This is a genomic window from Dietzia sp. SL131 (genome assembly GCF_026672565.1).
Taxonomy (GTDB): Bacteria; Actinomycetota; Actinomycetes; order Mycobacteriales; family Mycobacteriaceae; genus Dietzia; species Dietzia kunjamensis.
Window position 1 is genome coordinate 2817912 of sequence record NZ_JAPPRI010000003.1, and the last position, 26442, is coordinate 2844353.

A 26442-nucleotide genomic window follows, 5' to 3' on the forward strand; every position below is an offset into this window, starting at 1 on the left:
GACCAGTATCCGGAGGTGGCGGGAGTCATATGGATCAGCCGTGGCCGTTCAGGCGGGGGAGTCTCCGGTGGCGTCGCCCTCGGTGGTGGTGACGATGCGGGCGCGTTCCTCGTCCGCCAGCCCGGCGTCGATCCGGGCGAGCATGTGGGGTCGCATCTCGGGCAGGTCGTCGACGTCGAACCAGCGGACGTCGGTGTTCTCGCCGTCGGCGGGGTGCGGGTCGCCGCTCAGGTAGGTGCAAGCGAAGGTGTGGTCGATGTACTGGGCGCGGTCGCCATTGTCGTAGGTGACCATGCGGGAGACGCCGATGGAGGCGACGCGGTCGACGCGGATGGTCACGGCGGCTTCTTCGTGGGCCTCGCGGACGGCGGCGTCGGCGGGGTGTTCGCCGGGGTCGACGATGCCGGTGACGGGGGTCCACCAGCCGTTGTCACTGCGCCGGACCAGGAGCACGCGGGCGCTCTCGGGGTCCCGGATGACCGCGGTAGCTCCGGCCAGCCACAGCGGGGCGGTGCCCACGTGCTTGCGGAGTTCGAGGACGAAGTCGGGGGTGGCCATGTCGGAGAGCGTATCCGGGGGCCGAAATGGCGGATCCCCCGCCGACCGTGTGGTCGACGGGGGATCGCCGGAGTGCTATCCGGTCGCTGACTCAGTCAGCGGTGGAGGGGGCAGAACCTCAGTTCTGCTCCTCCTCGGGCTCGCACTCATCCTGCTCCATGGAGCCGTTGTCCTTGAGGAAGTCGATAGCCGCCGGCGGCAGGTTGCAGACCAGGCCGACGTTGATCTCGGGGAGCGCCGGGATGTTGACGCCACCGGAGACGGCCAGGCCGACGCCGATGCTGACCGCGGCCAGCGAACCGAGGGCGAGCGCCTCCTCGCTGGAGCCGTTCGCGCCGGAGCCGCTCTCAGAACCCTCGAAGGCGGAACCCAGGTTAATGTCGCCGGAGCCGAGGTTCTCGGAGCCGCCGTTGAGCGAACCGGTCAGCTCGGGGAGGATGCTGTCAAGCGAGCCGGTGACCGAGCCCAGGTCGAGGTCCGAAGAACCCTCGGTGATCGAGCCCAGGTCCAGGTCGGAGGAACCCTCGGTGAGCGAGCCCAGGTCCAGGTCGGAGGAACCCTCGGTGACCGAGCCCAGGTCCAGGTCAGACGAACCCTCGGTGAGCGAGCCCAGGTCCAGGTCAGACGAACCCTCGGTGACCGAGCCCAGGTCCAGGTCAGACGAACCCTCGGTGAGCGAGCCCAGGTCCAGGTCAGACGAACCCTCGGTGACCGAGCCCAGGTCCAGGTCAGACGAACCCTCGGTGAGCGAGCCCAGGTCCAGGTCAGACGAACCCTCGGTGACCGAGCCCAGGTCCAGGTCAGACGAACCCTCGGTGACCGAGCCCAGGTCCAGGTCCGAAGAACCCTCGGTGATCGAGCCCAGGTCCAGGTCAGACGAACCCTCGGTGAGCGAGCCCAGGTCCAGGTCAGACGAACCCTCGGTGAGCGAGCCCAGGTCCAGGTCAGACGAACCCTCGGTGATCGAGCCCAGGTCCAGGTCGGTGAGCGAGCCGGTCAGGTTGGTCAGCGAGCCCAAGTCCAGGTCCGAAGAACCCTCGGTGATCGAGCCCAGGTCCAGGTCAGACGAACCCTCGGTGACCGAGCCCAGGTCCAGGTCAGACGAACCCTCGGTGACCGAGCCCAGGTCCAGGTCAGACGAACCCTCGGTGACCGAGCCCAGGTCCAGGTCAGACGAACCCTCGGTGACCGAGCCCAGGTCCAGGTCAGAGGAACCGCCCGAAGCAGATCCGGTGATGTCGTCAAGCGAACCGGTCAGCTCGGTCGAGCCACCCTCGAGCGAATCGGTACCGAGGCCGTCCAGCGAACCGGTGAGCTCGCTCGAGCCGGGAAGCTCGTTGTCGGAGCCGGCCTCGAGGCCGAGACCGAGACCCAGTGCGACGGAGCCAGCGGCTAGGCCGAGGCCCAGGCCCGCCTCGACGCTCTGAGCATTGGCGACACCCGGCATGGTGCCGAGCGCGAGTCCGGAGGCCGCGATGACGGCCAGCATCCGCTTCGAGTTCTTCATAGGAAATGCCTTCCTGTTGTCGTTGACGACGCGGCGATTCGGAATCTCCCCCTGCTCGCCGGCCCGGCACGTGGCCTTGACCACCCGCCGTTCGATCGTGTCATCACCATATCGAGGTAATACTCAGGGCTGTTACACCACGCTCTTCTATGACACAGCAACACGCCAACGATGGGCGGTTGGCCAACCTCGCAGCTAGACGCCAAATCGGGCCCCACACTGGCGTTCTCGGCCCACGACCTCGGCATATGTAAATATTAGGAAATAAACTCGCTTTAACTGATTACTGGCAATTGCCCGTTAGGTGAGTTTAATCACACATTCGGGTGGTGGCGCCGTCAAGGAGTCCAAGACTGGGCGGAGTTAAACCACGCCGACCGAAGTTGAGGTTAACCTCGCATCGTCCCCGATTATCAGGAGCGTCATGGCATCGAGCACCACCGGAGTCCTCTTCCCCACCGATTCCTCCGGGAACCGCTCGACCGGACGGCTGGCCAAGGACGTCGTCGCCGACGCACTCGCCACCGTGGACCCGGCCGCCTCCGAGCGTGTCCACCGGATCAAGGACTGGCGTAAGGGGTACATCGATCCCTTCACCGAGCTCGTGCGCATCGGTGTCTCCGACCCGGCGGTCTGGGACGGTGTCGCGCGGGCCGCCCTCGAGTCGCTGCAGTCCCGCATGGTCGGCGTGCACGACACAGCCGGGCAATCCGTGGAGACCCCGATGTCGGATTACCTCGCCGTCGTCGCCCCCACCACCACGCCGGCCACGGACACGATCCAGGGCACGGCGACCCCGGTCCGCGAGTTGTCCATCCCCTTCCGCGGCGAGGAACTGACCGGCGACCTCCTGCGCGCCCGGCTGGACACATGGGTCTCGGCGGGCGTGATCGAGCCGAGCTGCGCCGCCGCACTGAAGCTCGTGCAGGACAATCCCCAGTGGCTCTCCCTGCCCGGCCGCGCCATGCTCGTCCTGGGCCTCGGCTCGGAGATGGGACCTGCTCGCCGCCTCCTGCAGTGGGGTGCCGACGTGATGGGCGTCGACCTGCCGTCGAGCCCCGCGTGGGATCGCTTCCGCGGGGAGGCCTCGACGTTCGCGGGGCGCCTGCACGTCCCCACCGGGCCGGACGGCCGCCCCGGCATCGACCTGCTCACCCAGCTCCCCGAACTCGCGGCGTGGGCCAGGGCCGCGGCCCCCGCACCGCTCACCGTGGGCAGCTACTTCTACGCGGACGGCGGAACCCACGTCCAGCTCTCCTCCGCGGCGGACGCCCTCGTCGTCGACCTCCTCCGCGACAACACCGCCACCGCGCTCGCCTACCTCGCCACCCCGATGGACACCTTCGTCGTCCCCGCCGACGTGAGGGACGCCGCCAACGCGGCACTCGCGTCGCGCAAGATCACCGACGTCAAGCGACTCGTCGGCTCCGTCGCCCGCGGCAAGGTCTTCGCCCGCAACTACCCGGCCGGCCACGGCCCGGCGGTGCACGACGCCCTCGTACCCCAGCAGGGCCCCAACTACACCCTGGCCAAGCGGGTGCAGCGCTGGCGCGCCACCACCGCGTTCGCCGACGGACACACCGTCTCGATCAACGTCGCCCCCGCCACCGACACCCACTCGGTGACCAAGAACAAGATCCTCGCGGCCACCTACAAGGGCGCCTACGCCTTCGGCATCGAGATCTTCGCGCCCGACACCTCCGCCGCCCTGCTCGCCGCGCTGATGGTCCACGACCTCAACGTGGGCCGGCCGCAGGTGGACGTCCAGTGGCAGCACGAGTCGTCGGGAGCGGCATCCGGCGGACTGTGGCGTCAGCCGTACCTGCCGCGGACCGCCCTGCCGGTGGCCGCGCTGATCGGTACCGTCAAGAGGTAGGAACACGCACCGCACCGCCGTCGGGACACCTGACACCGACCCCTGACACCGAGACATCAAAGGACGCCGCCATGCCGAACCCCTTCGCCAAGGGCTGGAACTACCTCAAGGCCTCGCTGGACAAGTCGGTCGACGACAACGCGGACCCCAAGATCCTCGTTCATCAGGCGATGAACCACGCGCGCGACCAGCACAAGTCGGTGTCCGACCAGGCGGCCGCGGTGATCGGCAACGCCAAGCAGCTCGAGATCGCCATGGGCACCAAGTCGCGGCAGCTCGAGGAGGTGCAGGGACAGATCCGTCAGACGCTGCAGGTGGCCGAGCAGGCGCGCGCTGAGGGCGACACCGCCCGCGCCCAGCAGTTCGACACCCAGGCCGAGCAGCTCGCCGGGCGGCTGGTGGCACTGGAGCAGGACCTCGACCACACCAAGCAGCTGCACGGCCAGGCGGTGCAGGCCGCAGAGCAGGCCAAGCAGGCGGTGAAGGAGTCCGAACAGCGGCTGCGCGAGACACTGGCGCAGGAGGATCAGCTGCTCCTGCAGGCCACCCAGGCCGAGATGCAGCACCGGACCACCGAGTCCATGACCTCCCTGCAGGGCGCCGGCGGCGGCAACTCCCCGACCTTCGACGAGATCCGCGCCAAGATCGAGGGCCGCTACACCACCGCACTGGGCAAGCAGGAGCTCGCCGAGGCGACCGGCGCAACATCGACCGCACAGCTCGACGCCGCCGCGTTCACGCGCGAATCCGAGGGCAAGAGCAAGCTCGAGCAGATCCGCGCCTCGATGGGGCTCGACTCGGGTTCCGACTCCGGTGCCGACCGCCAGCTCACCGGAGGCGAGGGGCAGTCCGGGTCGTCGGCGGGGTCGCCGGCCGCGTCGTCCACCGGCCAGGCCGGGGCGCCCGGCCAGGCGGACCCGGAGGCCCCGAGGGATCCCGACGAGGCGACCGACCAGCCGAGCCCCGAGGACCTCTCCGGGCCCACGCTCCCCCGGGACACCAGGGAGTAGATTCCTGCTCGCAACGCGGGCGACATATCGTGTCACGGTGACCATTCACCGCACGCCCCGTGTCCTGCCGCTGCTCGCTTCCGCGTTGGCCGCGGCGCTGGTCGGCGGGACGGCGGCCCCGGCCCTCGCGCAGTCCCTGCCCGGCAGTTCCTCGCCGGGTATCGGATCACTGACGGCGGCCGGAGGGAGCGTCGACCCCTCGAGCGCGGCCGCGGGCGCGGCGACGATCGGTTCCACCGGATCCACCGGTACGGACTCGCTGACCGGCTCGGGCACCCTCCCGCCACTGGGCACCGGCTCGCAGAACACCGCCGCCACCCCGCCGATCGGCATGGAGTCCGAGCCCGTCGCCGTCAGCAAAGTGCGGCGCGTGGAGATCGGCGACCCCCTGGTGGCCGGCGGCGATCCCCGCTTCGAACGCTGGTGGGTGGCGTCGAAGTCGATGAACCGCGTCCTGCCGGTGGAGATCTGGCGCCCGGCCACCGACGCCCCGGCACCGATGCTGTACCTCCTCGACGGCGTGGACTCCCCCTCGCCGAGCGGGTGGCTCCTGCCCGGCGGGGTCGAGCGCACCTTCGCCGGTGAGCACGTCACGCTCGTCATGCCCGCCCGCGCGGACGGTTCCCTGCACGCCGACTGGCAGCGCGATGACCCGGTCCTGAGCCGCAACAAGTGGCAGACCTTCCTCACCGACGAGCTCCGACCGCTGCTCGAGGCCGGCGACATCCCCTTCAACGGCAAGCGCGGTATGGCGGGCCTGTCGATGGGCGCGGCGAGCGCCGTCACCATCGCCGAGCTGCGCCCCGACCTGTACGACGCAGTGGGCGCGATCGCCGGGTGCTACACGGCGCGCGACGATCTCGGGTTCATCCTCGCCAAGATCGTCACCGAGACCCGCGGCGGTGACATCGCCAACATGTGGGGCCCGCGCACCGACCCCGCCTACCGGGACAACGACGGGCTCCTCCACGCCGAGAAGCTCAGGGGCAAGGCCCTCTACTTCGCCACCGCCACCGGCCGACCCGATGCCGGCGAATGGGACCGCAATGGCCGCGACCTGCTGCGGTTCACCCAGGGTGCGGGGCTCGAGGTCGCCACACACGCCTGCACCGTGGAGATGGACCGGCGGCTCGATGAACTGGGCATCGACGCCCGGGTCGACTACCTCCCCACCGGCCTGCACAACTGGGATAACTTCGGGCGTTTCGTCGCCCCGATGCGCGATACGCTGATGCCAGCGCTGCGCTGACCACCGCGGCGTCCCTCACGTGAGGAGTCGCCATGGCCACCACACCCCGGGCCTCCGGATATCTCGCCCCCTCGGGTGCCGTTGTCTTCCCCCGCCGACTGCCACTGTCCCGGGAGGAGGCGTGGGCGGCCGTCACCGATCCGGCCCGCACCGCGCGCTGGATCGGGTCGTGGTCGGGCGACCCGGCGTCGGGAACCGTCGAGATGACGATGTCCGCCGAGGAGGGCTCGCCCGCCGAGACCGTCGGAGTACTGCGGTGTGAGGCGCCGAACCTCGTCGTCGTCAGGATCGGTCCCGACGGCTGGGTGGTCACCGTGCGCATCGAGGGTGACGACGACGAGGTCACCATCTCCCTGGAACAGGACATCGCGGACGCCGAGTCCGCGTCCGACATCGGTCCCGGGTGGGACTTTTATCTGGACCGGTTGGTCGAGGCCGAGGCGGGCCGCGATCCGGAGGCCCTGCGCTTCTCCCCCGACTACCACCCCGCGCTGGCCGACCACTACCGGGCGTTGCTGGGCGGCTGAGGCGGTTGGCTGCCGCTGCGGTCGTCGACTGCGCGCCCTCCACCTGTTTTCGCAGGTGAGAGACTCATGTCGGACCCCCTTGCTAGTGTTTCCCCAATCGAACACATAGGCGAAGCAGGGTCGTGGCGGGCAACCGCCGGCAAGGGGGTGCACATGCGGGAGGCGACTACCGGGGATGATGCCGGAGCGGTGGCCGGCAGTCCCGCCGTCACCGCCGCCAGCTCCGCAGCCCTGGCCGCGTTGCACGCCGAGAACCGCGCGGCCGCCGCCCGACTGCGCGCCTGCCACGACCTGTGGGCCACCTGCCGCGAGGAACAGGAACTGCGCGACATCGCCGCCGGCTACGGCCCCGGCCTGGACCAACGCCCCGAACACGCCGTCATCGACCCACTGACCATCGCCACAAGTGAGATCGTCGCCACCTACGGCGTCCACCACAACCGCGCCCGCAGCCTGCTCACCCTGGCCATCACCCTGGTCACCAAGTTCCCCTGTCTCGTCGAGGCCATGGACACCGGCCGCCTCGACGAAGCCACCGCCACGCTGCTCGCACGCCACATGCGCACCGTGGACTCCCTGCACCGCGACGCCGTCCACCGCGAGGTCATCGACTGGCTCCTGGCCGCTCTGGCCGCCGGCAGACGCCCCGGACGCGACGCGATCCTGGCCCACACCGACCGCATCATCGCCGCCCACGACCCCGACGGCGTACGCCAGCGCCGCACCGCCGCGGTCCGCGAACGCCGCATCACCCTGCGCCGCAGCCCGGACGGCATGGCCGACCTCACCGCCCACCTCACCGCCACCGAAGCCTTCGCCATCCACACCCTGCTGCAGACCAGGGCCACCGACCAACGCCACCGCGACACCCGCACCCGCGTCGAGACCACCCGCCGCCACGGCGCCGACACCCTCGACACCGACAACATCCGCAGCATGGACGAACTGCGCGCCGACGCCCTCGTCACCGCCATCCTCGGCCACCCCGGCACCGGCCCCGACAGCAGCACAGGCGAAGGCACGGGTACGAGCGCGGGTGCGGGTGCGGGTGCGGGTCACCGCCCGCCGGCCACCCAGATCCGCCCCACCATCACCGTGCTCGCACCCCCCGGCCCCGACGGCGAAACCGAGGTCTACCTCCCCCGAGGCGGCCCGGCCACCATCGACGCCCTCATCGAACTACTCACCCGCAGCACCGGCGCCACCATCACCGTGCCCGACACCGCACCCGGCGCCGCAGACAACCCCCACCACGCCCACCGCTACCGCATCAGCGACCGACTGGCCCACCGCATCCGCCTACGCGACGGCACCTGCCGCCACCCCGGCTGCTCCGTCCCCGCCGACGTCTGCGACATCGACCACGTCCGCCCCTTCAACCACACAGATCCCACCCGTGGCGGACTGACCCTCGAGAACAACCTCGCCGCCATGTGCCGCAACCACCACCGCTTCAAAACCTTCCACAACTGGCACTACCAACTCGCCCCCGACGGCACCCTGACCGTCACCACCGACACCGGACACACCCTCACCACCCACCCCGACGGGCCCCTCGCACGCTGGCGCCGCCACACCACCGACACCGGCACCGGGGCTGCGACCGACACCAGGGCCGACCCCGACGCCGACATCCCGCCCCCACGCCGCCCCTGGCTCAACCCCCGACCCCAGAGCACCCACTGGTACCGACGCGCCCTAACCCTGGCCGCCGAACGCAAAGCCAACACCATGGCCCCACCACCAGACACCCCACCCGACCACCACCACGACCCCGACCCACCGCCCTTCTGACCGGCGCGCGGCGGGCGGGAAGGAGTCAGCGGTGCTTGAGCAGGACTGCCCGGATCCCCTCGTGGAACCCGTCTCGCAGGCGAACCCGCTGGGCTTCCGTCAGGGTGAACTCGTTGAGCATCTGGCAGGCGAACTGCAACAACGGGCGGTCGATCCCCGGGGGAAGCACGCCGCCCGAGAGGAGATGCGCCTGGTCCCGCTGACTCTCTGTGGCGGCCCGCTCGTACCACCACGTGGCGTACTGCTGGCCCACGTCGAAGGGGGTCTGCTCACCGGACGAGGTCCAGACCTCGTCAGGGAGCGGCACGAACTTCGACCTCAGCGGCCGACGATGGGGAGCCATCATCGACGGGTTCGGCCGCGACGACCCGTTGGGCTCCGCGCCCGGGTCCGAGGGCTTCTGGACCGAGCCCGCGAACTGGGGAGCGACCCGGGAGGACTGCGCCGGCGGCTGGGGGCCCGGGTGCGCCTCGGCGGCCTCGGGGGACGCCTCGGCCGGGCCGGGCCGCTCGGGCTCGCCCACCTTGTCACGCTTCTCTGCCTTCTCGGGCTTGCCGCTCTGCTTGGCCAGCTGCGCGGGCGACGGCCCCGGGCCCTGTGCACTCTCGGGCTTAGACGGCGCGCCAGGCGTGGGGACCTTACCGGCCGTCGGCGATTCGGCTGGTTTCTGCGCGGAATCCCCGGCCTCCGGCGCGGGCGGCTCGGACTCGGCTCTCGCCGCGCATTCCTGCTCGTCCGCCGCCAACTCCTCCGCATCGGCCGCACGCTCCTCCTCGGCGGCCGTCAGGCGGGTCTCGTCGGCCACCGAGGTGGCCGAGGCGCGATCCGAGCGCAGGACGACGTCGGCCATCCCCACCGACTCCTCGGTCTCGTGGCCATCCTCCCCCGGATGCACCGGAGGCGCCGTCGGGGTCCTGACCTTCGGGGGGATGGGGCCCTCGAGGACCCTGATCTGCATGGCGTCGTGAAAGTCGGTGCGGGGATCGAGCACGGTCGTGGTGTCGCAGGCGTGTCGCAGCGCCGAGGAAATCGAATCCCAGCCGAAACCCACGAGGTGCATCCGGACACCGGCGTCGACCGCCACCCGCACGCCGGGGATCATGTCGGCGTCCCCGGTGACCAGGACCATGTCCGAACACTGGCCCTTGTAGGCGGCTTGGATCATGTCGGCGACGAGGAGGGTGTCGACCGCCTTCTGGGTTCGTCTCTCACCCCACTCGATCAACTGGCCGGCGCGCAGCTGCACGCCCTCGATCACGCGAAGAGTGCGCTGATACCGGTGCGGGCCGGAGTCCGGGATGCCGTCATACCAGTTCTGGCGCTGGACCGGCTGGTCCACCAGACCGTGGGCTACGTGGTCTAAACGGTGCACGACCGTGGCCAGGGATATCTCTAACTGGCCGCGCGCACCCTCCTCCCACGAGTTGTAGAAACTAGCCAGTAGATACGAGGTATCCACGAGGACCAGGGTCCGTTCAAGCATGATGATCACTACCTGTTCTGATTGTCTACGTTGACTTCCAGCATGCCGCAGGGCGGGCGACCCCGCAGGGTCCGCCGCCGAACCACGTCAGGAGCCCCGATGTCGCAAGCCGTCCCCACCCAGGCCGATCTGAGCGGAAGGGTCGTGCTGGTCACCGGCGCCGCACGCGGCCAGGGGCGCGCACATTGTGAGGCGTTCGCCGCCGCCGGATGTGACGTGATCGCTCTCGACCTGTGCCGGGACATCGAGACGGTCCCCTACCCGATGGCCAATCCGGAGGACCTCGAGGCCACCGCCGAGTCCGTTCGCGCGCTCGGCAGGCGCTGCATCACCGGGGAGGTCGACGTTCGGGACCTTCCCGGCATGCGTGCAGCCGTCGACGCCGCGGTGGCCGAGCTGGGCGGCCTGGACTTCGTCGTGGCCAATGCCGGGGTCTCGCCCCAGCCCGCCGCGTCCTGGGAGCGGAGCGAGGAGGAGTGGGACACGACGATCGACATCAATCTCAAGGGCACGTGGGTGACGACGACGGTGGCGATCCCCCACATCCTGACGACCGGGCGCGGCGGCTCAGTGGTCTTGATCAGCTCGATGGTGGGACTGCGGGGCGGCTCCTTCACCGCCAGTTACGGGACGTCCAAGTGGGCCGTGCGCGGACTCGCCAAGGCCCTCGCCGGTGAGCTCGGGTTCTCAGGCGTCCGGTGCAACTCGATCCACCCCGGCAACGTCCGTACGCCGATGATCGAGAACCCGTCGATGATCGCCATGATGTCGGGCGGGCAGGGCACCACGCTCGAGGACACCGCGGAGACCTTCAGCGGCATGAACCAGATGCCGCAGCCGTGGGTCGAGCCGTCGGCGATCGCGTCCATGGCCGTCTACCTGTGCAGCGACGCGGGCGCGGGTATCACCGGCGCCTCCATCCCGATCGACCTGGGTGGCAGCGAGAAGTTCGGCCTCTGAGCCGGCGGCACGGCCGCTGCCACCACCGCCACCCACCCGGCCGACCGGATGAAACGCGGCAGCCCGCCCCTCGAGCGAGGGGCGGGCTGCCGCGGAGATCACCGGGCGATGAACCCGGCGCTCGAGAGGATCAGACCGACTCGGGAGTGCCCGCGGGAGCGGTCGGACGGGGAACACTGATGGTCGAACCGGTGGCGGTCCACACCAGCGACCAGAAGATGTCGACGACCGGCTGGATGGCCTGCAGGAAGATGTCGTTGGCGTTGCTCATGATGTGTCCCCTCGTATTTACTGCTGCGTACTGAGTCGTACTGCGGTATCGGGCGTTCTGTCTGTACCCCACGTAACGCCATCTATGTCGTCACGAACCCGCTCGACGTTACACAACCGTGATGTCCGGCGTGACATCGTCGAACTCCCGCGCAGGCCACGCACGCTTCGGCGCCGGAAAAGAGTCCTCGGCCACACCCCGACTGGGCGGTGATCGATCAGCTCACCGCACACCGAAATTGTGACCCACGCAACCGAACGTACCTACGCGACCGTAAGTTACGGTACCGTAGCTTCATGGCCATCACCGACATCCCGGAATTCGCACACCTCTCCGAGTCCGACATCGAAGCCCTCGGCGCGGAGCTCGAGCAGATCCGTCAGGACATCATCGGCTCCCTCGGCGAGCGAGATGCCGCGTACATCCACAATACGATCCGTTTCCAGCGGGGACTCGAGATCGCGGCCCGTGCACTTCTCCTCGTGGGCTCGCGTAACCGCACGGCCTGGGCGATCGGCGCAGGCACCCTCGGTGTCGCCAAGATCGTCGAGAACATGGAACTCGGCCACAACATCATGCACGGGCAGTGGGACTGGATGAACGACCCCGAGATCCACTCCACCACCTGGGAGTGGGACATCGTGGGCACCGCCGAGCACTGGAAGCAGACCCACAACTACATCCACCACAAGTACACCAACATCGTCGGCCTGGACGACGACGTGGGGTACGGCGTTCTCCGGGTGACCCGCGACCAGCGTTGGCACCCCTTCTACTACGGGAACATCGCCTACAACGCGGCCCTCGCGCTGCTGTTCCAATGGGGCGTGGGGATCCAGCACCTCGAGCTGGGCAAGGTCGCCAAGGGTCGTGACGACCGTCGCGAGACCATGAGCAAGCTCTCGCTCTTCGCCAAGAAGGCCGGCCGTCAGCTCGCCAAGGACTACGTCTTCTACCCGCTGCTGTCCGGCAAGGGGTGGAAGTCCACCGCCACCGCCAACCTGGTCGCCAACGGGATCCGCAACGTCTGGACCAACGCGGTGATCTTCTGTGGCCACTTCCCCGACGGTGCCGAGAAGTTCACCAAGAAGGACGTGGAGAACGAGACGCAGGCGGAGTGGTACCTGCGCCAGATGCTCGGCTCCGCCAACATCACCGGCGGTCCGGTCGTCGACTTCATGTCCGGCAACCTGTCGTACCAGATCGAGCACCACATCTACCCGGACATGTCGTCCAACCGGCTCGCGGAGGCGTCCATCCGGGTACGTGAGGTGTGCCGCAAGTACGACCTGCCCTACGTGGCCGGTCCCCTGCCGGTGCAGTACTTCAAGACCTGGCGCACCATCGCCAAGCTGTCGCTGCCCAACCACATGCTGCGCGACACGACCGATGACGCGCCGGAGACCCACTCCGAGCGGATGTTCGCCGACCTACCGAAGCCGCTGCCCGCCGCGGAGGGTCAGCGGGCGGGCCTGAAGACCGCGTTGCAGCACCACCGCGCCACGCGGCGGGCCCGCAAGGTCGCCGCCGTGGCCTGACCAGCGGCCGCAGGATCGACGCCAGGGACGCCCCGGCACCGGAGACCGGTGCCGGGGCGTCCGTGATTCCGACGCCGACGGCCCCGTACGGCGATAGGCTGTCGCTCGAGTCGGCGGGACCCGTCGACGTCCGGCACTACACCGGTCGAGCTGAATGTCCGTGGAACACGACGACGGGAGCCCCCATGGAGGACCGGCGCATGCTCATCGCCGATTCCGCGATCGAGGTCGTGGCGAGGGACGGGGTCCGTGCCCTCACCCATCGCGCCGTGGACTCGGAGGCGGGATTGCCCTCGGGCTCCACCTCCTACTACTGCCGCACCCGCGCGCAGCTGCTCACCCTCACCGTCGACCGGCTCACCTCGCTGCTGAGGGGGTTCGTCGAGGTCTCGGGGATCCAGGAACTGGCGTCCTCCGACGCCGACGACGTGCTGGGGATGCTCACGCGCATGGTCGACGGACTGTTGGCCGACTACCGCGGTGAGCTGGCGGCCAGGTCGGCGTTGATCGTCGAACTCGCCGGCAAGGAGGACACCACGGACCTCGTGGCCGCACTGCTCGATCCGAGCGACCTCGTGGGCGCGCTCGACGCCGCCGGGCTACGCGACCCGGCCACCGCCGCCCTGGACCTGTTGACCGTGTACGAGGGCCTGCTGTGGGAGCGCACGGTCGGCAGGCTGGCCGGCGTCGAGGTCGACCACAAGCACGACGCCGAGGTGCTGGGCGCGGTGCTCGCCCGCCACGAGCACCGCGGTCCCCGCAACCTCTTCGGCCTCCGCCGCTAGCGCGGGCGCCACCCTCGCGGGCGTCACCCGCGCGCGGCACCCGCGCGCGGCACCCGCGGCTAGTCCGAGATCGCCTCGAGCGGGTCGGTCTTGGCGGCCCGGTGCGCGGGCCACAACGACGCGAGGACCCCGACGACCGCCGAGGCCGCCAGCACGACGCCGATGCTGCCCCACGGGATCGTCGTCTCCGTCAGGCCACTGTCCGCGAGCACGGTGACGAACGCCCAGCCGAGGTAGACGCCCACCGCCGCGCCGATCAACGCGCCGAACACGGCGATCTGCGTGGACTCGAGGTTGATCGTGCGGCGGACCTGCGAGCGCTGCATGCCCACCGCGCGGAGCATCCCGATCTCGGTGCGACGCTCGATCACCGACAGGGCGAGGGTGTTGACGATGCCCAGGACCGCGATGACCAGGGCCAGCCCCAGCAGCGCGTAAATGATCGTCAACAGCTGGTCGATCCCGCCGGTCTGGGTGTCGATGTACTGCTGCTTGCTCTGGACCATCGCGATCGGGATGTCGGTGAGCTCGTCGGTCACCGCCGCGAGGACCTCGTCCCCGCTCACCCCGTCGTCCGCCGCGACGAGCACGTTGAAGGTCGACCGCAGGTTCTCCGGCACCAGGCGTTCGTAGACGTCCATCCCGGTGTAGAACTGCCCGAGGATCTGGGAGTCCTCGTAGATCCCCGTGACCCGGAGGGTGCTCTCACTGCCGTCGGGCGCGACGAGCGGCACGGAGGCGCCCATCGTCCACCCCTTGTCCCTGGCGACGGTCCGGGACACGACGAGCGAGTCGGGGCCGGGGTCGAGCGAACCGTCGACCACGGTGGCGTCGATCATCTCGCCGACGGGCCCGCCGGCGGCGGACAGCGCCTGCGGTTCCCCGGCGAGCTGGGCGAACGCGAAGGCCAGCCAGGCCACGTCACCGACCTCGTCGACGTCGGCGATCTGCTGCTCGATGCCGCCGGGCAGCGGGGTCGGCGGGCCCTGGGACGCCACGCCCTGGACCACGACGTCGGCGTTGATGTCCTGGTCGATGACGCCGCTGACGCTCTCCTTCGTGGTGGCGCCGAGGGTTCCGAACGCCGCCACCAGGGTCAGTCCCAGCGTGAGCGCGAACGCGGTCGCGGCGGTCCGGCGGGTGTTGCGTCCGGCGTTGGTGGCGGCGAGCTTGCCGACCGCGCCGAACGGTGCGCCGATCACCCTGCCGATGCCACCGGCGATCGGTTTGGCGAGCGCGGGCATCACCAGGAAACTGCCGATGATCAGCGCGGCCGCACCGACACCGACCGTGATCGCACCGTCCCGCGTCGTCTCCTGCCAGGTACCTATCACCGCGAGCATGAGGCCGCTCACCACGGCGAACAGGCCGACTGAGGTGCGCCATCCGCCGCCGGCCTCGGTGGTGGCCGAGCCGACTCGCATGCCCTGTACCGGGGCGACGCGTCCGGCGCGTCGGGCGGGCGCCCAGGCGGAGAAGACGGTGACGACGAAGCCCAACACCAGCGGGGTGATGACCGACATCGGGGTGAGCGAGAGGGCTCCGGACGGGATGCCCAGGTCGAAGGCCTCGAGCGCCACGAAGATCAGCTGGGCCAGGCCGAAGCCCACCACCACGCCGATCCCGGAGCCGACGAGCCCGGTGACGGCGGCCTCGGCCATCACCGATCGGGTGAGCTGCCCGCGGGAGGCGCCGATCGCGCGCAGCAGGGCGAGCTCCCGCAGCCGCTGGGCGACGAGCATGGAGAAGGTGTTGTAGATGATGAACGTGCCGACCAGCAGCGCGATCAGCCCGAACGCGACGAAGAAATAGTTGATGAAGTCGAGGACGGTCGACAGTTGCTCGGACAGTCGCTCCTTGATCTCCTCGCCGGTCCGGACCTCGTAGTCGGGGAACTCGGCCGCGATCGTGTCGCGGACCTCCTCCTGACTCACGCCCGGTTCCGCGCGGACGGAGACGTTGGAGGCGTTCTCGCCGTCGGTGAACAGGGCGCGGGCGCGTTCCTCCGAGAACCCGACGCCCACGTACCCGCCGATGTCGGTCTCGTTGGCGTAGGCACCCACGACGGTCACGTCGAGGACGCCCTGCCCGGTGGTGTAGACCTCGGCGGTGTCGCCGACGGCGAGGCCGGCGGCGGTGAGCACGGTCTCGGGGAGGACGACCTCGTCGTCGGCGGCGGGGGCGCGACCGTCCGTGATCCAGCTGCTCTCGCCGACCGCGTCGTCGGGATCGATCCAGGCCAGCCCCTCGGACGGCGCGCCGCCGGACTGGTACGGGGTGCCGTCGGCGTTGAACAGCACCACGGTGCCGGACACGCCGGGCATGGCCGCCTCGACGCCCGGCAGCTCGAGCACCTGCTCGGCCACCTCGAAAGGCACGCCCGCCCCGCGGGGGTCCTCGGGTTCGATCATCGCGGCGAGGTCCGCGGTGCCCTGGTCGAGCAGCCCGTCGAAGGTGCTCTTGAGGGTGGACGTGAAGACCAGCGAACCGGTGACGAACGCGGTGCCCAGGACCACCGCCAGCACGGACAGCACCAGGCGGAGTTTGTGGGCGGCGATGTTGCGCAGCGACACGCGCAGCATCGGGCGCGTGTGGCGCGGGGCGTGGGCGGACTCGTGTCGCCCCCCGCCGGCGGGTCCGGCGTGCCCGGAGGCGTGCCTGGCCGCCATCACCGCTCCTCGAGGGCGCCCATGGCCGCCAGGATCTCGTCGGCGGTGGGGTGGGCGAGCTCGCGGACGACCCGGCCGTCGGCGAGCAGCAGGACGCGGTCGGCGTAGGTGGCGGCGCGCGGGTCGTGGGTGACGATCACGACGGTCTGACCGAAGTCGTCTGCGGCGCTGCGCAGGATGGCCAGGACCTCGGCCGAGGAGGTGGAGTCGAGGTTGCCGGTGGGCTCGTCACCGAACAGGATGTCCGGGCGTCCGACCAGGGCGCGGGCGCACGCCACGCGCTGCTGCTGGCCGCCGGACAGTTCGGACGGCCGGTGCGAGAGCCGGTCGGCGATCCCCAGCCGGCCGATCACCTCGTCGAACCAGGCCCGGTCGATGCCGTGGCCGGCGATGTCCTGGGGCAGGGTGATGTTCTCCTCGGCCGTCAGGGTGGGGACGAGGTTGAAGGACTGGAACACGAATCCGATGCGGTCGCGCCGCAGCGCCGTCAGTTCCTTGTCCGCCAGCCCCACGATCTCGGTATCGCCGATCCGCACCGACCCGGAGGTCGGCCGGTCCAGTCCCGCCATGCAGTGCATGAGGGTCGACTTGCCCGAGCCGGAGGGGCCCATGATCGCCGTGAACCGCCCCCGTTCGAAGGTCGCGCTGACGTGGTCGAGTGCACGGACCTCGGTCTCGCCCTCCCCGTAGGTCATGACGAGGTCGGTGGCGACGGCGGCCGCGGAGTGCGGCTCGCCGTCGTGCTGGTGGGTCTCGGCCTGGGTGGTCATGTGCTCCCTCGGATCATGGTGGTCGATCTAAAGCTTGCAGGAATTCGGAGCGGAAGCCGATGGGGGATTGCCCGGGTGTCCACCCTGATCCTGCTCGCGGGTCCAGGCGTCGAGGGTCCGCCGGGTGGCGAACTCGCGTTTCTCGCCCGAGACGGGGTCGGTGAAGGCGATCGACTCGGCCAGCAACTGGAGTGGTGACGAGAAGTCGCCGGGGGCCACGTCGAGCACACGGGGGTAGAGGTCGTCGCCGAGGATCGGGGTCCCGAGCGCGTTCATGTGCACACGCAGCTGGTGGGTGCGGCCGGTGGTGGGTTCGAGCCGGTAGAGCCCGATCCGCCCGGCCCCGTCCCCCCGGGTGCCCAGGAGGGTGATGCGGGTGTGGGCGTCGGGCTCGCCGTCGACCTCGGCAGCCTGCAGGACGCCGCGGGTCTTGACGATCCGGCTGGACCGCTGCCGTTCGGCGGGAACCCCGTCGGGGGCGGTCGCGACCGCCAGGTAGGTCTTGGTGACCCGGCGGGCGGCGAAGAGTTCCTGGTAGGCGCCGCGGTGCGCGGGATCGACGGTGAAGACCAGGACGCCGGCGGTGAGCCGGTCGAGGCGGTGGGCGGGCGCGAGGTCGTCCAGCGCGAGATCGCGCCGGAGCCGGACGAGTGCGGTCTCGGTGACGTGCCCCGCGCGGGGGGTCGTGGCGAGGTGGTGGGGTTTGTCGACGACGACGAGGCGGTCGTCCGCGTGCAGGACCTCGACCTCAAACGGGACCGGGATCTCGGGCTCCGGCGTCCGGTACATCCACACGTCCATCCCCCGGTGCCGCCGGGTGGCGGCGGTGACCGGTGCCCCGTCGGCGGTGACGACCTGCCCCGCCTCGAGGGCCACGGTGAGCTCGGCGAGCCGGTCGGGGAAGCGTCGGCGCAACTCCTCGGGGATGCTGCGGGGCCCCTGTCCGGGGTCGGCCAGCCGGATCCGGACCGGGTCGACACCGTTCCGCAGCGGGAGGGGCCGCCCACGGCGTCTCGAGCTGGACATGTCCACGAGCCTAGTCGGTGGGCTACACTCACTCGAGCACCATCTGTCCCTCGCACCACTCTGAACACTCGGGAGCGCCCATGATCGACGTCGTCGTCGACTTCTTCCTCTTCGGCCCGGGCCGCGTCGTCCTCCCGGCGTTCCAGGGGAGTTTCAACATGGCCTACCCGGCCAACGCCCCGTTCCCCGACCAGCTCTAGACGGCCCACTCCCAAACCGCGATCCGGTGTCGTATCCCGGCGGTAGGGTCGGGGCCATGGCTTCCCTCGAGAACACCGTCGTCGTCGGCGTCGACGGCTCCGCCGCCTCCACCGGTGCAGTCGCGTACGCCGCCAACACCGCCGCCACCCGCCGCATCCCGCTGCTCCTCGTGACCAGCTACACGATGCCGGCCGCGATGTTCGCCGAGGGGATGATCCCTCCGCAGCCCGTCTACGACGAGCTGGAGCGGGAGTGCACGCCCATCATCGAGAAGGCCCGTGAGACCGCGGCCAAGGTGGCGCCCGGCATCGAGGTGTCGCACGCGATCGTCGAGGGCAACCCCGCGCAGGTGCTCATCGACTACTCGCGCAAGGCCAAGCTCATCGTCCTGGGTTCCCGCGGCCTGGGCGGGATCAAGGGCATGGTGCTCGGCTCGGTGTCGGCGGCGGTGGCCAGCCACGCGTTCTGCCCGGTCGTGGTGACCCGGGAGGACACGGACGACCTGAACCGCAGCGGCCCGGTCGTCGTGGGGATCGACGGCTCCGAGGTCAGCGCCAAGGCCACCGAGTGGGCGTTCGCCGAGGCCTCCGCGCGGTCCGCCCCCCTCGTCGCCGTGCACACCTGGATGGATCCGCAGGTGCAGGCCGCGGCGGCCGGCATCTCCCTCACAGAGGATGACTGGAAGGAACTCGAAGAGCAGCAGCTCCAGACGCTGTCGGAGCGGCTGGCGGGATTCTCGGACCGGTACCCCGACGTCGAGGTGCAGCGGTTCGTCACGCGCGATCGCGCGGTCCGGGCACTCGTCGAGCAGGCCGAGAACGCCCAGCTCGTCGTCGTCGGCTCCCACGGGCGGGGCGGGTTCACGGGCATGGTCCTCGGCTCCACCTCCCGGGCGCTCCTGCAGGCGGCCCCGTGCCCGGTGATGGTCGTCCGCCCGGAATCGCACTCATGAGCAGCGAGGACAACGTTCAGGTTCGGCGTGACACCGCCGCCGGGCGATTCGAGATCCTCGTGGACGACGTGGTGGCGGGTTTCGCTGACTATTCCGACGGCACGGACGGCGTCCGGGAGTTCCCCCACACGGTGGTCGCGTCCGAATTCGGTGGGCGCGGTCTCGCCGGGACGCTGGTCGGTGAGGCGCTGCAGGTGACCCGGGAGGAGGGACTGCGGGTGCGTCCGTCGTGTTCGTTCGTCGCGGGATACATCCAGAAGCACCCGGAGGCCGCGGAGATCGCCTGAGGCCGCGGGCGGGTGGCCCGGCGGACACGGACCGGTAACGAGTGAGCGACGTTTAACGCCACCGTGCGCCCTACCGGAAGCTTTCGTGTCGGTGTCGTGTTCTCCTGAGAGAGCGGCCCGTCCCGGGCCGAGTACGACTCTCGGGAAAGGACAACCACAATGGGCACCATCATTGCGTGGATCATCATCGGCGGCCTTGCCGGTTGGATCGCCTCCAAGATCATGAAGCGAGATGCCGAGATGGGCATCGTCGCGAACATCCTGGCCGGAGTCATCGGGGCTTTCGTCGTCGGTTGGATCGTCTCGTTCTTCACGAACAGTGGGGGCGGCGCGATGCCGGATGCATTCTCCATCCCCGGCGTCCTTGCCGCCATTGTCGGCGCATGCCTCCTGATCTGGATCGTCTCGGCGATTCGCGGCCGCGGACGCACCAGGGTCTGACCCGGGCGCGAGACGCCAGAGACACCGCTACATCCGGACGGCCCGGCCCCTCGTCGAGGCCGGGCCGTCCGTCTGCATCACCCCGAATGGAAGGAGTCCGACATGGGACTGTTCGACAAGGCCAAGGACCTCGCCCGCAAGAACCCGGGCAAGGTGGAGTCGGCGCTTCAGAAGGCGGGCGACGCGTTCGACAAGCGCACCGGCGGCAAGCACGCCCAGCACGTCGACACCGCCCAGCAGAAGGCTGGCGAGTTCCTCACCGGACGCACTGCGGACGCGCCCGAGGTCCCGGACGCCCCGGACGGCACGCCGACCCCGGACCCGGATCCGTCGCAGCACAGCCGCCCGCCGGCCGACGGTCGACCCCCGGCCTGACCGTCATCGACCGCACCGTCAGGCGATGGGGCCGGTGTCCGCCGCGCGCGGCACCGGCCCCGTGGTGTCGGCGGTCACTGCCGATAGTGTGTACCCCGTGACGAGCACACGGTCGACCAAGCCCGGGCCGCGGGAGCGGCTCCTGGCGACGGCGACCCGTCTGTTCTCCACCGACGGGATCCGTGCGGTCGGGATCGACCGGATCCTGCGGGAGGCCGGGGTGGCCAAGGCCAGCCTGTACAACACCTACGGGTCCAAGGACGAGCTCGTCGTGGCCTACCTGCGGTCGGTCGCCGAACGGGACCGTGACCTGTGGCGGCGTCGCGCCGACCTCGCCCCGGATGCCCGGGGCCGCATCCTGGCACTGTTCGACATCGTCCGCGAGCAGGTCGAACCCGCCATGCCCGGGTCCTGCCACCTCGCGGCGGCGATCGAGTTCCCCAGCCCGGCGACGGACGGCGAGCGCGCCATCCGCGCCGCCGTGGCCGATCAGCGACAGTGGGTCGCCGAGACCCTGCGCTCCGAGCTCGCCGGCATGGGCCTCGAGGACCCGGACAACATCACCGACCTGGCCGACCGGTTGGCGCTCCTCCACGACGGCTCGGTGACCGCCGCGATGCTCGGTGAGGTCCGGACCACCGCGATGACCGCCCGCAGCATGGCCGAGCTCATCCTGGGGATGGTCACCGACCCGACGTGATCCCCACTGCACGTGATCCCCATTGCACGTGATCCCCGCGCGGCGGGTCAGCCCGCCACCCGCGGCGCGGTGACGTCAGCGATCCGCTGGGCCGTCGTCGGGTCGTCCTGCGTGGACTGCACGGCCAGCACCCGGGCGTCGCGGGACAGGACCACCAGCGCACCGCCCAGCCCCACCGTACGGCCGCCGCTCCAGCCTCCCTCCGCCTGCGAGGGTTCGGCCTCGTCGGAGGGCGCCGACTCCTCCACCAGCTCCGCCGCCCGCTCCGGGGACGCGACCGAATACACGGTGGTGGTGAGCTGCACCTCGCCGTCTGAGTCGTAGAAGAAGCAGGCCGCGGGCTCCACGCCGTCGTCGATCCGCACGTCGGTGACCGGCTGGCCGCTGAGTCGTGTGACCTCGTCGGCGGACAGGTACGGGCACTCGGCATCCGCGACCGGTTCGACCGGCGGCAGTTCCGGCTCGGTCGTCTCGGGAGGGGCGGTCCGGATGGTGCCCATCTCCGGGGCCGGCTCGGAGCCGCCGCACCCGGCGAGGGCACCGAGCAGGACCGCGGACACCGCGACGAGGGCTGGGGAGGCGGGTGTGCGCATACCATCAGGATAGATGCCGGGTCGGTCAGTACTGTTGACCGTGGCGGTGCGGCTGACCGCCGACACGGCGACGGCACCGGGAGGTGGCAGATGAGCGACTCCACGAGCATCGCTGCGGGCGCCGACCGTGCGGAGGACCGCCGCCGCGACCTGCGCGGTGCGATCTCCGCCGCCGCGGTCGATCTGGTGATCGAGCGGGGACTCGACGCGGTGACGGTCGACGAGATCGCCAGAGCCGCCAACGTGTCGCGGCGGACGTTCTTCAACTACTTCCCGTCCAAGGCCGCCGCCTGCATCCCCGACACTCCCCCCGCCGGTCGCGACGCGGTGAGGGAGTTCCTCACCGACCGCAGCGTGTCCACCATGACCGCCCTCTCGCGGCTCATGTGGCACCAGGTGTCCAACGCACGGCGGCAGAGCCGGGCCTTCGACCGATTCCACGACATGTGGCGCCGGGAGGCGAGCGTCCGGACCCAGGTCTACGAGATCCTGGCGGGCAACGAGAAGGAGCTGGCGTCCCTGGTGGCGCGCCGGGAGGGGCGGGAACCGGACTCGGTGGAGGCCGCGACGGTGGCGGCCGCGTCGATCGCGATCCTCCGCATCGCCGTGGAACGGTGGCGCACCGACGAGCCCGGATCACTGCTGGAATACCGCATCCGGGAATCGTTCGATGCCATCCGGGGCTCGGTGACCGAGCCGACCGACGTCGCCAGAGGCCCGGCTGCCCCCGACGGCGCCGTGCCCGGTTAGAAAGCCCCGCCGAGCGTCCGGACCAGGCGGTCGCCCATGCGTTCGTAGGCGCGCGCCTCGCGGCCCGCGGCACCGGGCAGCACCGAGAAGGTGCGCGGCCGCCACACCGTCCGGACGGTGACGGTGACCTCGTCCGTCCCGGGGTGCAGGTCGAGGTGGCAGCGGTGCTCGGCCACCGCGGTGTTGCCCTCGAGGGTGCCGACGACGACGCCCTGCCGGAGCGACTCGTCGATCAGGGCGACGAGTCGGCAGGGTCCACGCATCGGCCCGTCGAGCACGACGAGGTCCGATGCCAGAGGCGGATCCGCCGGGGCCGTCCTGATCCCCGCGCGGGCGTGGGCGGTCAGACTCAGCAGATCGTCCGCGGCCCCGTCGAACAGGGCGACGCCCTCGCCGAGCACGGCGTGGGCGATGACCTCCCTCCACCCCCCGGGAGGTCTCCCGTGTTCGTGCAGGTCCGAACGCCGGTAGCCGAGTGCGGGCCCCGGCAGCGGCTGCGCGTCCCGCCCGCGTCTCGCTTCCACACCCGGCAGTGTCGCCGAGCGAGATGAGCGGGCCGCGCACGCGCGGTGAACGCCGGACGTCGGGGTCATGGCCGTGGGGCCGACCCGTAGGATCGGGCCATGCGATCGCAGCGACCCCGTCCGGCGCGCGGACGCCGTCTCGCCGGAGGGTTCGCCGCTCTGGCGGCCACGGTGGCTGTCGCCGGATGCACTGCCACCGGCCCCGGTTCGGGTGACGCGGGCCCGCCGAGACTCACCCCGAATCCCCGGCACGACGTCGCCGCCGAGATGGTCGAGGGTCGGCCCGCGCCCGAGGAACGACTCAACGCCTGCGAGCTCCTCGACCTGACCACCGAGGAGATCATCGACCTCACCGGTGCCGACATGCCGGTGGTCGATCCGACCGGCTCCGGCGACCTGGGGCTGCTGTGCACCTACGGCGGCCCGGGGTCACCCGAGAGGTACGAAGCCGGGCTGGCGGGCACCAGCACGACCGCTGCCGAGGCGACGGACACCGACGCCGCCGAGGTCCCGGATACGGGATCGGCGGACACGGAAGGTGCGGAGACCACGGCTGCGGGGGCCACGACCGACGCGTCGATGACGACCTCGGCGACCACGGCGACGACCACCCCGCCGGCCTTCGATCCGGACGTCGTCCCCGACACCGTTGCCGCCGGGGTCGTCACGCCCCGCGACGGTGCCCGGGCCGCGCTCGCGGGTCAGGCCACACTGCTGGGCGCCAGGTACGCCTGCTCGGAGATCCGCGGACCGGGTGCCGCGGAGGCCGGCCTGACGGCCCCGGGCGAGCCCGGGGCACCCGCCGCGGTCGGCCCACGGCCCGCCACGTTGTACATCGACTGCGTGGCGGCGCCCACCGGCGGCGGCGTCGAGGTCCACACGATCCTCGTCTCCGCCGACGAGCTGTGGCACATCACCATGCTCAGACCCGAGACGCCGAGGTCACCACAGGCCGAGTCGTCGGCGCTGGCCGGCCTGCACCGCGTGGCACAGGAGATCATCGGCTAGAGGTGGGCCGAAATGACGGGAACGGCGCCGGAGCCCCTCAGCATCCGACGCCGTCCCACCATCTGGCAGATCGCGTACGATCCGGCCTCCACGCTGCCTTCCGGCTGCGGGTCGGCACCCCCCCAGGTGCCCCGGTCGGCAAGACCGGCCCCTCGTTACGTGAAGTCGCAGCCCCTCAGCAACCACTTCACTTCGCCACCCACCCCTCGGCGGTGACTGAGATGACCCTATGTTGCAGCTTCCGTTCGATCAAGCCCATGATCAGGCGTTTTTCCGTTGACTTTAGCTCAACGACGGAAGCCGCATGGATCTACCAGCGGTTCTCCCCGCGGCGATACCAACGAACATTGGAAAGGTGCCCGGCCGGGTCGGTGCGCGTCCCCGACGGAACGGGCACCCACCGTGATCACCGCCCGCGGTCGGAGATGTACAGGCCGGGCACCCGATATGTATTGTTACTGGTGTTACTTGTGTGACGCGTGGGGTTGGCTGTCCGTCTTCACGCGACCCCCGCTGTCGCCGCCCGCCGCGGTACCCGCTTTCGAGGAGAACGATGTCTCGCCGCACCCGGTCCTTCGCAACGCTTCTGGCCACGGCCTGCCTCGTCGTCGTCGGCCTCTCCCCCGCCGCCTCCGCGCAGTCACTCCTCGGTCCCACCGGATCCACCGGCTCGGTCGGCGCGCTCGGACTCGAGTCCGCACCACTGCCCGCGGTCGGCGGATCGACCGGCGTGCTCACCCTGCCCGTCCCCGCCGTCGGACGGACCACGGCCGAGACCGGGGTGGCCTCGGTCTACCCCACCTCGGGCGAGACGGTGGGCGTCGCGCAACCGGTGATGATCCGGTTCGACCAGCCCGTCGCCGACCGTGCCCGCGCCGAGGCGTCGGTGGGAATCCGCACGGCGCCCGCCGTGGACGGCAAGTTCTACTGGGTCGGCGACTCGGAACTGCGCTGGCGACCACACGAGTTCTGGCCCGCGGGCACCTCCGTCACCGTGTGGGCCGGAGGGCGTGAGACCGTCTTCCGCACCGGCGACGCGGTGATCTCGACCTATGACGACGCCACCCACACCGTCACCGTCACCCGCAACGGCCAGGTGGTGCGCACCATGAAGGCTTCCGCCGGCCGCGACGCCTACGCCACCCACAACGGCGTCTACTACAACGGCTGGCGGGCCCGCGAGGTGCGCATGGACTCGGAGACCTGGGGACTGTCCCGGACCGCCGGCGGGTACGACACGATCGTGGAGAACGGAGTGCGGCTGAGCTACGACGGCATCTTCATCCATTCGGCGCCGTGGTCGGTCGCCGACCAGGGTGTCCGGAACGTCTCGCACGGCTGCATCAACGTCAGCCCCGAGGACGCGGCCTGGTACTTCGACAACACCCGCAACGGTGACCCGTTCATCGTCGTGAACGGTCCCGGCCGCCCGTTCGGTGCCTTCGACGGGCAGGGCGACTGGAACTACTGATCGCCGACGGCCGGTGGGAAACACTTCGGTTGTGACGCACGATATATCCGGGTAGAAGTTTGTAGTAACGCTTAGAGAATCCCTCGCCGTCCTCAGGAGCCCCTCACATGACCCGTTCCTCCCGCCCCTCGGTGGCCGCCGCGGTCCTCGCCGCGATCGCGCTCCTCATGGGGGTGTCGGTCGGCGCGGGCACCGCCCCGACCGCCGAGGCCCAGTCCGTCATGCCGCTGAGCCCGCCCGGGGTGCCGCAGCTCGAGAACGCGCCCCTGTACACGCCGGCCATCCCGGGCGTCGCCGCGATGCCCGTACTGACCTACCCGGTCATCGGGCCCGCGCGGCCGACACCCGAGTACGGCAACGTCGACATCTTCCCCACCCCGAACGAGATCGTGGGCGTGGCACAGCCGGTCATGTTCTTCTTCGACCGCCCCATCCGCGACCGGGCGCGGGCCGAGGCCACGATCGGCATCCGCACCGAGCCGGCGGTCCCGGGCAAGTTCTATTGGGTGAACGACCGCGAGGTGCGCTGGCGGCCCCACGAGTTCTGGCCGGTCAACACCTCCGTGACCGTGTGGGCCGGTGGCAAGCGTCAGCAGTCGTTCCGGACCGGCGACGCCGTGATCGCCGTGTTCGACGACCGCACCAAGCTCGTCACCGTCACCCGCAACGGCCAGCACATCCGCACCATGCGAGCCTCCGCCGGACGGCCCGGCTGGGAGACCTACAACGGCACCTACTACACCGGCCAGCGCGGCCGTGAGGTCCGCATGAACTCGGAGACGTTCGGTCTGCGCATCGAGGACGGCGGGTACAACTCGATCATCAACGACGCCGTCCGGCTCTCCTACGACGGCATCTACATCCACTCCGCACCGTGGTCGGTCGCCGACCAGGGGGTCCGGAACGTTTCCTACGGCTGCATCAACGTCAGCCCCGCCGACGCCCGCTGGTACTACGACACCAGCCGCAACGGCGACCCGTTCATCGTCAAGAACGGCCCCGGCCGCCCGTTCGGCGCGTTCGACGGCCAGGGCGACTGGAACTACTGACGCCCGGCGGCCCGGCCGTCCGGAATGAAAAGCGTGGGGACATCATGCTTTTCAACACCTGTACCGGT

At 70.3% G+C, this 26442-nt stretch carries 26 protein-coding genes; 17 read left to right on the forward strand and 9 right to left on the reverse strand.

All coding sequences use genetic code 11. The annotated features are described in order from the left end of the window. Positions 1-48 precede the first annotated feature (48 nt). A complete protein-coding gene (locus OVA21_RS14075) occupies positions 49-558 on the reverse strand; it encodes an NUDIX hydrolase (RefSeq protein ID WP_268092685.1) in 510 nt (169 codons plus the stop codon). Between the two features lie 118 nt (positions 559-676). Then, positions 677-2065: a hypothetical protein gene (locus tag OVA21_RS14080; protein ID WP_268092686.1), complete on the reverse strand. Its 1389-nt coding sequence runs from the start codon at positions 2063-2065 to the stop codon at positions 677-679. A 424-nt stretch (positions 2066-2489) separates the two neighbouring features. Here OVA21_RS14080 and OVA21_RS14085 point away from each other — a divergent pair, with 424 nt between their 5' ends. The 5 genes from OVA21_RS14085 (at position 2490) to OVA21_RS14105 (ending at position 8521) form a co-directional block, all read left to right on the forward strand. After that, entirely contained in the window at positions 2490-3941 is a 1452-nt protein-coding gene (locus OVA21_RS14085) for a hypothetical protein (RefSeq protein ID WP_268092687.1), read from the forward strand. Positions 3942-4012: 71 nt separating this feature from the next. Further along, a complete protein-coding gene (locus OVA21_RS14090) occupies positions 4013-4951 on the forward strand; it encodes a PspA/IM30 family protein (RefSeq protein WP_119193528.1) in 939 nt (312 codons plus the stop codon). A 37-nt stretch (positions 4952-4988) separates the two neighbouring features. Continuing rightward, complete coding sequence (locus OVA21_RS14095; protein ID WP_268092688.1) at positions 4989-6200, forward strand: alpha/beta hydrolase; 1212 nt, start codon at positions 4989-4991, stop codon at positions 6198-6200. A 32-nt stretch (positions 6201-6232) separates the two neighbouring features. Continuing rightward, on the forward strand, positions 6233-6727 hold the full coding sequence (locus OVA21_RS14100) for an SRPBCC domain-containing protein (RefSeq protein ID WP_096906677.1): 495 nt from the start codon (positions 6233-6235) through the stop codon (positions 6725-6727). Between the two features lie 153 nt (positions 6728-6880). Then, positions 6881-8521: an HNH endonuclease signature motif containing protein gene (locus OVA21_RS14105; protein WP_268092689.1), complete on the forward strand. Its 1641-nt coding sequence runs from the start codon at positions 6881-6883 to the stop codon at positions 8519-8521. Positions 8522-8546: 25 nt separating this feature from the next. On the opposite strand, the gene OVA21_RS14110 is transcribed toward OVA21_RS14105, so the two are convergent. Next, on the reverse strand, positions 8547-10004 hold the full coding sequence (locus tag OVA21_RS14110; protein ID WP_268092690.1) for an NYN domain-containing protein: 1458 nt from the start codon (positions 10002-10004) through the stop codon (positions 8547-8549). Positions 10005-10103: 99 nt separating this feature from the next. Between OVA21_RS14110 and OVA21_RS14115 the strand changes: the two genes are divergently transcribed. Next, positions 10104-10964 carry a mycofactocin-coupled SDR family oxidoreductase gene (locus OVA21_RS14115; RefSeq protein ID WP_268092691.1) on the forward strand — a complete coding sequence of 287 codons (861 nt, stop codon included), beginning with the start codon at positions 10104-10106 and terminating at the stop codon, positions 10962-10964. 130 nt (positions 10965-11094) lie between these two features. Here the strand turns inward: OVA21_RS14115 and OVA21_RS14120 are convergent, their stop codons facing one another. After that, the gene (locus OVA21_RS14120; protein ID WP_167457944.1) at positions 11095-11235 is read right to left on the reverse strand and encodes a hypothetical protein; all 141 of its coding nucleotides are present in this window, start codon (positions 11233-11235) and stop codon (positions 11095-11097) included. Positions 11236-11531: 296 nt separating this feature from the next. On the opposite strand from OVA21_RS14120, the gene OVA21_RS14125 reads away from it, so the two are divergent. Beyond that, positions 11532-12773, forward strand: coding sequence for a fatty acid desaturase family protein (locus OVA21_RS14125; protein WP_120286467.1), 1242 nt, complete (start codon positions 11532-11534; stop codon positions 12771-12773). A gap of 185 nt (positions 12774-12958) precedes the next feature. After that, the gene (locus OVA21_RS14130; protein ID WP_069390120.1) at positions 12959-13558 is read left to right on the forward strand and encodes a TetR/AcrR family transcriptional regulator; all 600 of its coding nucleotides are present in this window, start codon (positions 12959-12961) and stop codon (positions 13556-13558) included. 59 nt (positions 13559-13617) lie between these two features. Here the strand turns inward: OVA21_RS14130 and OVA21_RS14135 are convergent, their stop codons facing one another. The 3 genes from OVA21_RS14135 to OVA21_RS14145 are packed head-to-tail and all read right to left on the reverse strand — an operon-like array spanning position 13618 to position 18023. Continuing rightward, complete coding sequence (locus OVA21_RS14135; protein WP_268092692.1) at positions 13618-16227, reverse strand: ABC transporter permease; 2610 nt, start codon at positions 16225-16227, stop codon at positions 13618-13620. Continuing rightward, positions 16227-16997, reverse strand: coding sequence for an ABC transporter ATP-binding protein (locus OVA21_RS14140; RefSeq protein WP_067717202.1), 771 nt, complete (start codon positions 16995-16997; stop codon positions 16227-16229). Before OVA21_RS14140 ends, OVA21_RS14135 begins: the two co-directional genes overlap by 1 nt. 27 nt (positions 16998-17024) lie before the next feature. Continuing rightward, positions 17025-18023 (reverse strand): pseudouridine synthase, encoded by a 999-nt coding sequence (locus tag OVA21_RS14145; protein ID WP_268092693.1) that lies wholly within the window; start codon positions 18021-18023, stop codon positions 17025-17027. A gap of 256 nt (positions 18024-18279) precedes the next feature. Between OVA21_RS14145 and OVA21_RS14150 the strand changes: the two genes are divergently transcribed. From OVA21_RS14150 to OVA21_RS14170, 5 genes are all read left to right on the forward strand, one after another. Continuing rightward, a complete protein-coding gene (locus OVA21_RS14150; protein WP_256821530.1) occupies positions 18280-19176 on the forward strand; it encodes a universal stress protein in 897 nt (298 codons plus the stop codon). Further along, the gene (locus OVA21_RS14155; protein ID WP_067717198.1) at positions 19173-19463 is read left to right on the forward strand and encodes a GNAT family N-acetyltransferase; all 291 of its coding nucleotides are present in this window, start codon (positions 19173-19175) and stop codon (positions 19461-19463) included. The genes OVA21_RS14150 and OVA21_RS14155 overlap by 4 nt, the downstream gene beginning before the upstream one ends. Positions 19464-19622: 159 nt before the next feature. Next, on the forward strand, positions 19623-19904 hold the full coding sequence (locus OVA21_RS14160) for a GlsB/YeaQ/YmgE family stress response membrane protein (RefSeq protein WP_206473030.1): 282 nt from the start codon (positions 19623-19625) through the stop codon (positions 19902-19904). Between the two features lie 102 nt (positions 19905-20006). Further along, positions 20007-20279, forward strand: a complete 273-nt coding sequence (locus OVA21_RS14165) for an antitoxin (RefSeq protein ID WP_069390123.1) — start codon at positions 20007-20009, stop codon at positions 20277-20279. A gap of 97 nt (positions 20280-20376) precedes the next feature. Next, positions 20377-20979: a TetR/AcrR family transcriptional regulator gene (locus OVA21_RS14170; protein ID WP_067717217.1), complete on the forward strand. Its 603-nt coding sequence runs from the start codon at positions 20377-20379 to the stop codon at positions 20977-20979. A 47-nt stretch (positions 20980-21026) separates the two neighbouring features. Here the strand turns inward: OVA21_RS14170 and OVA21_RS14175 are convergent, their stop codons facing one another. Next, positions 21027-21572 (reverse strand): DUF2020 domain-containing protein, encoded by a 546-nt coding sequence (locus OVA21_RS14175; RefSeq protein ID WP_069390130.1) that lies wholly within the window; start codon positions 21570-21572, stop codon positions 21027-21029. A gap of 90 nt (positions 21573-21662) precedes the next feature. On the opposite strand from OVA21_RS14175, the gene OVA21_RS14180 reads away from it, so the two are divergent. Next, on the forward strand, positions 21663-22322 hold the full coding sequence (locus tag OVA21_RS14180; RefSeq protein ID WP_182635642.1) for a TetR family transcriptional regulator: 660 nt from the start codon (positions 21663-21665) through the stop codon (positions 22320-22322). Here the strand turns inward: OVA21_RS14180 and OVA21_RS14185 are convergent. Then, positions 22319-22846, reverse strand: a complete 528-nt coding sequence (locus OVA21_RS14185) for a DUF1990 family protein (RefSeq protein WP_268092694.1) — start codon at positions 22844-22846, stop codon at positions 22319-22321. The two genes, OVA21_RS14180 and OVA21_RS14185, sit on opposite strands and share 4 nt — an antisense overlap. A gap of 99 nt (positions 22847-22945) precedes the next feature. On the opposite strand from OVA21_RS14185, the gene OVA21_RS14190 reads away from it, so the two are divergent. The 3 genes from OVA21_RS14190 to OVA21_RS14200 all read left to right on the forward strand — a co-directional run bounded on the left by OVA21_RS14190 (position 22946) and on the right by OVA21_RS14200 (position 26374). Continuing rightward, on the forward strand, positions 22946-23854 hold the full coding sequence (locus tag OVA21_RS14190) for a hypothetical protein (protein WP_268092695.1): 909 nt from the start codon (positions 22946-22948) through the stop codon (positions 23852-23854). Positions 23855-24407: 553 nt separating this feature from the next. Further along, positions 24408-25325 carry a L,D-transpeptidase gene (locus tag OVA21_RS14195; protein ID WP_268092696.1) on the forward strand — a complete coding sequence of 306 codons (918 nt, stop codon included), beginning with the start codon at positions 24408-24410 and terminating at the stop codon, positions 25323-25325. A gap of 107 nt (positions 25326-25432) precedes the next feature. Further along, entirely contained in the window at positions 25433-26374 is a 942-nt protein-coding gene (locus tag OVA21_RS14200; protein WP_268092697.1) for a L,D-transpeptidase, read from the forward strand. The last annotated feature ends 68 nt before the right edge of the window (positions 26375-26442 follow it).